Source organism: Neisseria sp. HMSC070F02 (genome assembly GCF_001814225.1).
GTDB lineage: Bacteria > Pseudomonadota > Gammaproteobacteria > Burkholderiales > Neisseriaceae > Neisseria > Neisseria meningitidis.
In genome coordinates this window covers 1-10293 of record NZ_KV815362.1, presented here as the reverse complement: position 1 = coordinate 10293, position 10293 = coordinate 1, and the positions used below count along the sequence as shown (strand labels likewise).

The following is a 10293-nucleotide window of genomic DNA, read 5'->3' as shown; positions in this document are numbered from 1 at the left end:
CGCCGTACTGGTTTTTGTTAATCCACTATATTTGATGAAACGGTCAGTCCGCATGCCAGAACGCCGCTGTTTCCGCCATGTCCGGATAGGCGGTCAGGTCGATTTGCAGCGGCGTTACGGTAATGAAACCTGCGCCGCATTCACCGAAATCCGTTCCCTCTTCTTTGTCGGAAACCCTGCCTACCGGGCCTATCCAATAAATCTGTTCGCCGCGCGGATTGCGCGCGGGGATGACGTTCTGACCGTGATGCCTCCTGCCCAAACGGGCGATTTTAATGCCCCGCACATCTTCCGGCTCGACGGCGGGGATATTGATGTTCCACAAAATAGGGGACTGCGGGGGGGTTTTGAAAAAATGCGCCAACAATGTCCACAGTGCCTTTTCTGCGGTTGCCCAATAGCGTCCGGAAGCGTCGTTTAAGGAAAACGCCACAGCGGGTATGCCCATAAGGTAGGCTTCGGTTGCCGCCGCAACCGTCCCCGAATAAAGCGTGTCGTCCCCCATATTCGCGCCCCGGTTGATGCCCGAAAAGACAAAATCGGCCTGAAAATCCGAAAATACAGACTGCCCGATGTGGATGCAGTCGGTCGGCGTGCCGTTGACATAGTAAAAGCCGTTTTGCGCCTGTTTCAACTGCAAAGGGCGTTCCAGTGTCAGCGAATTACTGACCCCGCTCCTGTCGCGTTCGGGCGCGACCACCCTGACGTTGGCAAATTCCGCCGTAACGCGCGCCAAAACGGCGATGCCTTCGGAGAGGTAGCCGTCGTCGTTGGAAATCAAAACGTTCATTTTCTATCCTGAATGCTTATTCTTCGGGCAATTTGGTGATTTTGACCCGCTCGATGCGCTGCCCTTCTTTTTCGACCACTTCAAACCGCCAACCGTGGAAATCGGCAAAATCGCCGACATCGGGGATGGTTTGCAATTCTTCCATAATCAGCCCGGCAACCGTATGGAAATCGGCATCTTCCTCCTGCTGCGGCAGATTGAGTTGGGATGCCAGCTCCACATATTCCAACGCGCCTTCCACCGTCAGGCTTTCATCGGGATTCCCCTGAACGGCTGGTTCTTCTTCGCGCTCAAATTCTTCGGGGAACTCGCCTGCGATGGTTTCGAGCAGGTCTTTCATGGTTACCATGCCCAATACCGCGCCGAACTCGTCCACCACCAAAGCATAATCCGCGCTGCTTTGGCGGAAGAGTTCGATTGCGCCCAGCGCGGTGGTGCTGTCGGGCAAAACGAGCGGCTGGCGCAATGCCGTCTGAATGTCGAGACCGCCTGTTTCCAGCAGTTGGGACAGCAGGTCTTTTTTGTTGATGTAGCCCAAAGGTTCGTCCACGCCCGCCTTACCGACAACGAGCAGGCGGCTGTAAGGCGTGTTTTGCAGTTGGGCACACTGTTCTTCGCGGCTTTGGGAAATGTCCAGCCGTTCGATGTCGCGGCGTGGGATCATCACCCCCATAATCGGGCGTTCGGCAAGCGTCAGCACGCTGCGTATCATCGATTTTTCGTTTTCTTCAAAATGCGCGTCGTCCCCGGATTCGCCGCCCGCGTCGGCAAGCACGCTTTCGCGTATGCCCATCATACCCAAAACGTTTTCAGCAGTCCGTTTGCGCCACGAGCTGCCGATGTAGTCGTTTTTGCGGCTGTTGCGCTGGGAAATCTGGTTAAACAGTTCGATTAAAATCGAGAAGCCGATGGCGGCGTAGAGGTAGCCTTTGGGAATGTGGAAATGGAAGGCTTCGGCAATCAGGCTGAAACCGATCATCAACAAAAAACCAAGGCAGAGCATCACGACGGTAGGGTGTCTGTCGACAAATTCGGTCAAGAGTTTGCTGGCAGAAATCATTACAGCCATTGCGACGACGACCGCACCCATCGCCACGACGATATGATCGACCATCGCCACCGCAGTAATGACCGAATCGATGGAAAACACGGCATCCAGTATCAGGATTTGCGCGACCACGCCCCAAAACGGCGCGTGTTTTTTTTGGCTGTCGGCAACGGTAAAACGGTTGTGCCCTTCGAGGCGTTCATGCAGTTCGGTGGTGGCTTTGTAAAGCAGGAAAATACCGCCCGCGAGCATAATCATGTCCTTGCCGGAAACGGCGAGGCCGCCGATTTGGAACAGCGGCTCGGTCAGCGTGATGATGTGCGCCATAAAAGCAAGCATAATGATGCGGATGACGACTGCCAGCCCCAGCCCGATAATCCGTGCGCGGTCGCGCCGTGCGGGCTGGACCTTGTTTGCCAAAATCGCCACAAAGACAAGGTTGTCTATCCCCAATACGACTTCCAACACCAAAAGCGTGGCAAAACCTATCCAGGTATGCGGTTCTGCCAACCAACTGAAATCCATGATTTTCGTATTCCTCAAGTTCAAACGCGAAAAGGCAGCCTGAAGCGCTCAAGCTGCCTGAACAGACGGTACGCACAAAAAACGGCGGGCGGGCTTGCTGCTCTGCTCGGGGTCTTTCATGTGCGTGTACCTTCGGTCGAAATAATTTAAATAGTTTAACAGCTTATCGGGGCAATGGCAAAATGCCATACCGTCTGAAAGGATGTTCGGACGGCATGAGCTTATTTTGAAATGTTTCAACACACGGACGGCACATAAAGCCTTCCCCTATGTGTTGCCCTGATTGAGGGGTTGCGCCCCTCTCAAATACAGTCTGATTCTACCGCCGCGAAGAACGGATGTTCGAGTGCGGACGGAGTCCCAACGCTTAAGGGGTGATGATGAAGCCGTCTATCGGCGCGTAGCCTTTGGTGTTGCCCTCTTTATCGGTAATGACTATCCACTCTTTCTGCCTGCTGCTGGTAAACGGCAGGTAATACAGCTCCTCCCCTTCGGCGAGACCTGCCTGTTTCAGAATGTCCGCAACCGTCGTTTTTCTCGCATCCGCCAAGACTTTCAGCGGTTTCAGATGTTTGCGGATTTCTTCTGCTTCCTTGTCGGAATACGGCAGCCACCGGTCGGGACGCATACTCGGCTCGATACCTTTCAGGGACAAATCCAGCGTCTTGTTCTTCTCATCCGCATCCTCAGGTTCTTTCAATGCAATGCGGCGGATGCCGAACCACGACAGGCTTTGCAGCCCTTCCGGCGCTTTGTGCAGGTCTTCAACCGCCACTTCGGCGGCGGTCACAACATTAATCCTGTCTTTTTCAAACGCCTCCACCACGGGACGCGCCAAAGAAACGCTGTGCAGACCGTACACCAAAGCCGCCAGCTGGATGATGCCGACCATGGAAAAATCGACCATGCGTGCCTTTGTCTTTTTCTTCGGGCTTGCCAAAATTAAAGTCAGCAGCGGGCCGCATACGATATCAACAGCCACCACCAGCTGATAAAGCGACAGCCCTCCCGTCAGCTCGGCATAAGGATAAGGATACCAAACCTTAAAAACCAGCAATGCCGCCAGTCCTGCAACCGATAGGCTGATTAAGAGGTGCCAGCCCGCACTTTTCAAGGCAAAACGCCATCTCGAGGCTGTTTTTCCGTTTTCCATCATATCTTAATTCAAATCAAAAATAACCGTAAAAACAGGGCGCATTGTACAACAGATAAAGGCTGCTTAAAATGCGGCACCGTCTGAAAACCTGCTGTTCAGACGGCAGGAGCAGCCGGTGGAACGAAGAAGCCGTAGCAAACTGGCTTCAAACCAACTTCAAATAAATTGGGGTATAAGTTGGGGTATGTGAATCTATCAGATTTACATACCCAAAAACTTTTTGCATATAAATCAAATATATACTCTACCCGACATCAATACACAAATATTTCAATTCTAGATATTCGTCCGCACCATATTTGCTGCCTTCACGTCCCAAACCGCTGCGTTTCACGCCGCCGAACGGTGCCACTTCATTACTGATTAAGCCCGTATTGATGCCGACCATACCGTATTCCAATGCTTCGCCGACGCGCCATTGGCGGGCGGTATCGGAGGTGAAAAGGTAAGCTGCCAAACCGTATTCCGTATCGTTGGCGGCCGCGATGACTTCGGCTTCGGTTTCAAAACGGAACACTGGACACAACGGCCCGAAGGTTTCCTCGCGCGCCACCGCCATTTGTGCTGTTACGCCGCTTAAGACAGTCGGCTCAAAAAACGTTCCGCCCAACGCGCTGCGTTTGCCGCCGGTCAGACAGACCGCGCCTTTAGCGAGCGCGTCAGCAATGTGCTGCTCGACTTTTTCCACCGCTTTTTCCTCAATCAGCGGCCCTTGGTTTACGCCATCTTCCAAGCCGTTGCCCAATTTGAGCGCGGCTGCTTTTTCACTTAATTTGCGGCAAAATTCGTCGTAAATGCCCGATTGGGCGTAAACGCGGTTGGTGCAGACACAGGTCTGACCGCTGTTGCGGAACTTGCTGGCGAGCGCGCCTTCGACGGCTTTGTCCAAATCGGCATCGTCAAACACGATAAACGGCGCGTTGCCTCCCAGTTCCAAACTGAGTTTTTTAATGTCCGCCGCGCTATCGGCAAAAATTTTTGCACCGACTTCGGTCGAGCCGGTGAAGCTGATTTTGCGGATAATCGGATTCGTGGCAAATTCACGGCTGATTTCCGAAGCGCGGCCACTAACGACGGGAAGCAAATCCTGCGGCACGCCAGCTTCATAAGCCAGCACGGCCAACGCATACGCACTCAAAGGCGTGAGCGATGCAGGTTTGACAATCATCGCGCAGCCAACCGCCAAAGCAGGCGCGGCCTTGCGCGCAATCATCGCAGACGGGAAGTTCCACGGCGTAATTGCGGCAGTAACGCCGACAGGCTGTTTCAACACGACCAGTTTTTGCGATGCTTTCACACTCGTCAGCACATCGCCGTCAATCCGCCGCGCCTCTTCGGCAAACCAGCGCACAAACGAAGCCGCATAATCGATTTCGCCGCGCGCCTCGGTCAGGCCTTTGCCCTGCTCCATCGTCATGAGACGCGCCAGTGCTTCTTTGTTTTCTTTAACTAAAAAATACCAACGCCACAATATGTCGGCGCGTTCCAAAGCAGTTTTCGCCGCCCATAATTTTTGCGCTGCCGCCGCCTTTTGAATCAGGTTTTTCAGTTTGTCCGAACCCGTATTGCGGACATACGCCAAAATTTCGCCCGTCGCCGGATTGCCGACCCCGATGCCGTCTGAAATCGGGGAAAGGGAAATATCGGGATGCTTGATTAATTGGTAATATTCGTTCATTTCGTGTCCTCCGGTATGCGGAATAACCGCTTTCAAATGCCGTCAATCTCGCGGACATTATCATCTTCATATTCCAAAACTGCAAACCCTTCCGATGCCGTCTGAAGCATCCGATCGGGCAGCGCAACATCCGGGCGGTGTCTGAATATGGCGCGGGCGCAATCCCTGTCGTTTAAGAAAAATACTTTTTATACAATGGTAATTTAGAAAGAAAAGTAATGCAGCCCTTTAATAATATATAAGGAACAAAGATTGCAGTTGCAACGTGTGGTAGAGTATGGCAAAAATCCAAACATTATAGTGGATTAACAAAAACCAGTACAGCGTTGCCTCGCCTTGCCGTACTATCTGTACTGTCTGCGGCTTCGGTCGCCTTGTCCTGATTTTTGTTAATCCACTATACAATCAAAATTACGGAGATAAAATAATGATTTTTAAACAGGCTCAAAATTATTGGGCAGTTTTTTATACGAATGAAGAAGCTCTGATTGTTCAAACATGTTCAGGTTTGGGATTAACGGCAATAGACCACCTATATCCCCCCATATCCTGCCATTGGATACCGACAATGAAACTTTAGGCACGACGGTCTTGCAAGCGTTGGCAAACAGCAGGACTTTCGTTTATGACAGTCCAGAAGACCAAGATTTTTTTGATACCGAAAAATTTCGGCAACGCTATGAGGATTGGGTTGCCAACCTATGCAGGAACTTGGGCTATAAAACCAGACGCGCCCTATTTAAAAACATGATGAGCGTGGATATTTGGCTGCACAACGGCTGCCTGAAAATCAGCCCGAGCCGCCATGTCAAGCTGGAAGCGTGGGATGCCATTGATGCAGACGATGTAATTTTATCATTGGATAACAGCCCTGAAGAAATCGGAGCAGGTTTAAAGTTGGCATTGAGCCGCTGCCGATAATATTTGGCAAAAGGCCGTCTGAAAGCCGGAAAAATGTTTCAGACGACCTTTTTATTAGACTCAAGTTCACTGGCGTGCGTACCACACCTTACCTGCAGATTTAATGTGGGTTACGGCTTGCTGAAGATAAAGTTATTAAGGAATTTGGCAAATATGGAAAAGATTGAGAAATTTAAATCTGAATTATTGGATGACATCTTTCAGTATATTCAATGCATATCTATTTTTGTCTATAAGAAAAAGATATATTACTTGATTGATTATAAGGAAAATTTTGAATTAAATGCAAAAATATCTTTTGATATTTATCTAAGAGAAGGAATTATAACAAAAGAACAATATAATTATGATTATAAAAATTACCGTAATGGTATCTGGCAGTTAACTAAGGACAATTTTGAAAGCTATCTTCAATCGGATTCAGTCATTGTATTAAAAAAGGATGAATTGAAGGAACTGATGTTTCAGGGATTTACTTCTGCTGAAGCGGTAAGGTTATATTCCGTTGTCGAGAACAAGCTGTCGTACAATGATCCTATCTTACATATGGATTGGGACAGATGTCATGAAGATTATGTTTATGACGGCTGGTTTGCAAAGGCGATGGATTTTGGGTATTTAATACCGGACGAATTTTGTTATTGGAAAATTGAAGGGCGGGATTATTGGAAATTTGGACAATTATAAAGATAAGCAAGCCATAGATTGTATGAATTTAAAAGGCTGTCTGAAAAACAGCTTCGACAAAGACGCGGTTGCCAAAGAGATCGGCCTACAAAGGGAAGTAACGCAGGCGTTCGGCAAAACGCCGCCCAAGTCGCAGCGGTCGTTGCCGACAAACTCGGCAATACCCGAAGTTACGGACGGTATCAGACAGCCAAAACCCTGCCGGAGGCCGAACTGCAAAACAAATCCGACATAAAAAACCGCCCGAAAAATCCGGACGGCGGTTCAAACAGGCTGCCCCGTTTAACGGGCGCGGCAGGAAGTTTCGACCGAATTGCCGTAGGCATCGGTAAAGCCGAAAAAGGCTTCGCCGCCTTTCTGGTGCCACTCGGTTGCGTTTCCGAACAAACCGTGTTCGGCGGTATAGCGTTCTCCGGATGCGGCAACGTCGGAAGAGAGGACGGCACGCCTGCCGTCCAACCGCAACGCGATTCTGCCGCCGTCCAAACGGCGGACGTGCACAGACAAACCGTTCTCGCAGGAAAATGCCCGAAAATCTGCCGTGCCGGCTTGGTTTTGAACGGGCGGCATATGCCCTCGTCCGCCGTCATCATACGCCTCCGGCACGGCACAGGCCGCCAAAGACAAAACCGGTACGGTCAGCGCGAAAAACCTGATATTCATAAAAGCTCCCCAATAAAAATAAGATATGAAACAACCGCCCTGATTCCAAGCTGCGGCAACGCCATACTATAAACGGACGCGCAAACACACAAGCCCGATAACCGGAATTTACCCGCGATGAATCAATAATCCGGATTGCGCGCCCCTTCTTTACCCGTCTTCCGGCGCCGCCTTTTGCCTGACGATGCCGTCCAAACCCGCCTGTCCGCCCGAAGGAATGTAAATTTTTTCCAAATTCCAAGTAAAAACCGCTATCAGTGTGCTAATTTGCGTTAAAATCCTATTCGGCGTTTAACGTTTTGTGCGCCCGCATCCCTGCACTGTTTGATGCGGGCATAAGGCACAAATCCCGACAAGCGCACTGTTTCATACTTCGTCAATCATTCAGACTCCGGTTTGTGCCCGTGCCGGCAGGCGGTCATCCGTTTCCCGCCGTTCAGGCATATTCCGACAGTGTGAGATAAGGATTTATTCGATGAAATCACTCAAAACCTTCCTCATTTGGGGCATAGTGGTACTGGTCGGCTTAGCATCCTTTACCACTCTGGCTCTCAGCCGAGGCGAACAGGTCAGCGCGGTATGGATGGTTACCGCCGCCATATCCGTTTACTGCATCGCCTACCGTTTTTACAGCCTCTACATCGCCAACCACGTAATGCGGCTCGATCCTAACCGCCTGACTCCGGCAGAACGCCACAACGACGGCTTGGACTACGTTCCGACGCACAAAGGCGTATTGTTCGGACACCACTTTGCCGCGATTGCGGGCGCGGGCCCTTTGGTCGGCCCGGTTTTGGCGGCGCAAATGGGTTACCTGCCCGGTACTTTGTGGATTATCTTCGGCGTGGTGTTTGCCGGCGCGGTACAGGATATGATGGTCTTGTTCGTCTCTATGCGTCGCGACGGTAAGTCTTTGGGCGATATTGTGAAACAAGAACTCGGTACTGTTCCAGGCGTGATTGCCTCCATCGGTATTTTGATGATTATGGTCATCATTATGGCGGTGTTGGCGTTGATTGTCGTAAAAGCACTGGTTCACAGCCCTTGGGGTACGTTTACCATCGCCGCCACTATGCCGATTGCCCTGTTTATGGGTATTTACACGCGCTATATCCGTCCGGGCAAAATCGGCGAGATTTCCATCGTCGGCTTTATTTTGCTGATGCTGGCGGTAATTTACGGCGAAGATGTGGCGAAAAGTTCCATCGGACATTGGTTCGACCTTGACGGCATCCAGCTCACTTGGGCGATTATGATTTACGGCTTTGTCGCCTCCGTATTGCCCGTATGGTTGCTGCTCACTCCGCGCGACTATCTCTCCACCTTCCTGAAAATCGGTACGATTGCGGCCTTGGCTTTGGGCATCGTCATCGTCAATCCCGCTTTGCAAATGCCTGCCGTAACCCACTTTATCGACGGTTCGGGTCCGGTATTCTCAGGCGCATTGTTCCCGTTCCTCTTCATCACCATCGCCTGCGGTGCGGTTTCGGGCTTCCACGCGCTGATTTCCTCCGGCACCACGCCGAAAATGCTGGAAAACGAAACCCACGTCCGTATGATTGGTTACGGCGGTATGTTGATGGAAAGTTTCGTAGCCATTATGGCGCTTGCCGCCGCCGCATCGCTTGATCCCGGCGTGTACTTCGCCATGAACAGCCCTGCCGCCCTGATCGGTACGGATGCCAATACCGCCGCCGAAGTGATTACCACCAAGCTGCAATTCCCTGTCGATGCTGCAACCCTGTTGCACACCGCTAAGGAAGTGGGCGAAAACACCATCCTTTCCCGTGCAGGCGGTGCGCCCACCCTCGCAGTCGGTATGGCGCACATTATGAGCCGCCTGATTCCGGGCGAGGCGATGATGGCGTTCTGGTATCACTTCGCCCTATTGTTTGAAGCCTTGTTCATCCTGACCGCCGTCGATGCCGGTACGCGCGTCGCACGTTTTATGATTCAAGACTTGGGCAGCATCTTCTACAAACCTTTCGGCAACACCGACTCCATCCCCGCCAACCTGATTGCGACCTTCTTCGCCGTGGCATTGTGGGGCTACTTTCTCTACACCGGCGTAACCGACCCGCTGGGCGGCATCAACTCGCTCTGGCCTTTGTTCGGCATCGCCAACCAAATGCTGGCAGGCGTGGCCTTGATTATGTGCGCCGTGGTGCTGATTAAGATGAAACGCGACCGTTATGTTTGGGTGGTACTCGTTCCCGCCGTCGGCGTACTGTTCGTAACCTGCTACGCCGGCCTGCAAAAACTGTTCCACAGCGACCCGCGCATCAGCTTCCTTGCCCACGCCGGCAAATACAGCGACGCATTGGCTAAAAACGAAGTCCTTGCGCCTGCCAAAGACATCGGCGAAATGGCGCAAATCATCTTCAACGACAAGATTAATGCCGGTCTGACCATCCTCTTCTTGTCGGTTGTCGTGATTGTCGCCGCGTACGGTTTGCGTACCGCCCTCAAAGCACGCAAAGTCGGCTGGCCGACCGCCAAAGAAATCCCGGCGGTGTACCGCGACGGCAAGCAGCCGGAGGCACAAAGTGAAGCATAAGCTCGCGTCTTGGTGGAAAACCATCAAGCTGACGGCAAACTTGATGGCAGGCGTGCCTGATTATGAAAACTACGTTGCACAGCAGCGCAAACATAATCCCAACGCCCCCGTGATGACCAAGCTGCAATTTCAAGACTACTGCCGCAAGCGCCGTTGCGGCGCAAACGGCGGACGCTGCTGTTAAGCCTGCTTGAAACAAATTCCGTCTGAACGCCGCTTCAGACGGAATTTTTATAATATAGTGGATTAACAAAAATCAGGACAAGGC

Annotated in this window: 8 protein-coding genes and 2 pseudogenes; 5 read left to right on the top strand and 5 right to left on the bottom strand. The window is 51.6% G+C overall.

Annotated features, from left to right (window positions below; translation table 11 throughout):
- Nucleotides 1-43: 43 nt before the first annotated feature.
- The 4 genes from surE to HMPREF2959_RS01690 form a co-directional block, all read right to left on the bottom strand.
- Nucleotides 44-790, bottom strand: coding sequence for a 5'/3'-nucleotidase SurE (surE, locus tag HMPREF2959_RS01710; protein WP_002212934.1), 747 nt, complete (start codon nucleotides 788-790; stop codon nucleotides 44-46).
- Nucleotides 791-806: 16 nt separating this feature from the next.
- Entirely contained in the window at nucleotides 807-2363 is a 1557-nt protein-coding gene (locus HMPREF2959_RS01705; protein WP_002235960.1) for a TerC family protein, read from the bottom strand.
- A gap of 367 nt (nucleotides 2364-2730) precedes the next feature.
- Nucleotides 2731-3519, bottom strand: a complete 789-nt coding sequence (locus HMPREF2959_RS01695) for a hypothetical protein (protein WP_002241770.1) — start codon at nucleotides 3517-3519, stop codon at nucleotides 2731-2733.
- Nucleotides 3520-3763: 244 nt separating this feature from the next.
- A complete protein-coding gene (locus tag HMPREF2959_RS01690) occupies nucleotides 3764-5197 on the bottom strand; it encodes an NAD-dependent succinate-semialdehyde dehydrogenase (RefSeq protein ID WP_002241771.1) in 1434 nt (477 codons plus the stop codon).
- A gap of 427 nt (nucleotides 5198-5624) precedes the next feature.
- On the opposite strand from HMPREF2959_RS01690, the pseudogene HMPREF2959_RS01685 reads away from it, so the two are divergent.
- From HMPREF2959_RS01685 to HMPREF2959_RS13440, 3 genes and pseudogenes are all read left to right on the top strand, one after another.
- A pseudogene (locus HMPREF2959_RS01685) lies at nucleotides 5625-6118 on the top strand (contact-dependent growth inhibition system immunity protein).
- 153 nt (nucleotides 6119-6271) lie between these two features.
- Nucleotides 6272-6805, top strand: a complete 534-nt coding sequence (locus tag HMPREF2959_RS01680) for a hypothetical protein (protein ID WP_002243305.1) — start codon at nucleotides 6272-6274, stop codon at nucleotides 6803-6805.
- A 34-nt stretch (nucleotides 6806-6839) separates the two neighbouring features.
- Nucleotides 6840-7027: pseudogene (locus tag HMPREF2959_RS13440) on the top strand (hemagglutinin); the annotation flags it as partial.
- Nucleotides 7028-7087: 60 nt separating this feature from the next.
- Here HMPREF2959_RS13440 and HMPREF2959_RS01675 read toward each other — a convergent pair.
- Nucleotides 7088-7468, bottom strand: a complete 381-nt coding sequence (locus tag HMPREF2959_RS01675; protein WP_002234061.1) for an MliC family protein — start codon at nucleotides 7466-7468, stop codon at nucleotides 7088-7090.
- Between the two features lie 475 nt (nucleotides 7469-7943).
- Between HMPREF2959_RS01675 and HMPREF2959_RS01670 the strand changes: the two genes are divergently transcribed.
- Nucleotides 7944-10025 (top strand): carbon starvation CstA family protein, encoded by a 2082-nt coding sequence (locus HMPREF2959_RS01670; RefSeq protein ID WP_002243304.1) that lies wholly within the window; start codon nucleotides 7944-7946, stop codon nucleotides 10023-10025.
- Nucleotides 10015-10209, top strand: a complete 195-nt coding sequence (locus HMPREF2959_RS01665; protein ID WP_002212918.1) for a YbdD/YjiX family protein — start codon at nucleotides 10015-10017, stop codon at nucleotides 10207-10209. Before HMPREF2959_RS01670 ends, HMPREF2959_RS01665 begins: the two co-directional genes overlap by 11 nt.
- Nucleotides 10210-10293 lie beyond the last annotated feature (84 nt).

Excerpts from the sequence above, each read along its gene's own strand:
- HMPREF2959_RS01680 (WP_002243305.1), top strand. The coding sequence starts at position 6,272 with ATGGAAAAGATTGAGAAATTTAAATCTGAATTATTGGATGACATCTTT.
- HMPREF2959_RS01670 (WP_002243304.1), top strand. The coding sequence starts at position 7,944 with ATGAAATCACTCAAAACCTTCCTCATTTGGGGCATAGTGGTACTGGTC.
- surE (WP_002212934.1), bottom strand. The coding sequence starts at position 790 with ATGAACGTTTTGATTTCCAACGACGACGGCTACCTCTCCGAAGGCATC.
- HMPREF2959_RS01695 (WP_002241770.1), bottom strand. The coding sequence starts at position 3,519 with ATGATGGAAAACGGAAAAACAGCCTCGAGATGGCGTTTTGCCTTGAAA.
- HMPREF2959_RS01675 (WP_002234061.1), bottom strand. The coding sequence starts at position 7,468 with ATGAATATCAGGTTTTTCGCGCTGACCGTACCGGTTTTGTCTTTGGCG.
- HMPREF2959_RS01705 (WP_002235960.1), bottom strand. The coding sequence starts at position 2,363 with ATGGATTTCAGTTGGTTGGCAGAACCGCATACCTGGATAGGTTTTGCC.
- HMPREF2959_RS01690 (WP_002241771.1), bottom strand. The coding sequence starts at position 5,197 with ATGAACGAATATTACCAATTAATCAAGCATCCCGATATTTCCCTTTCC.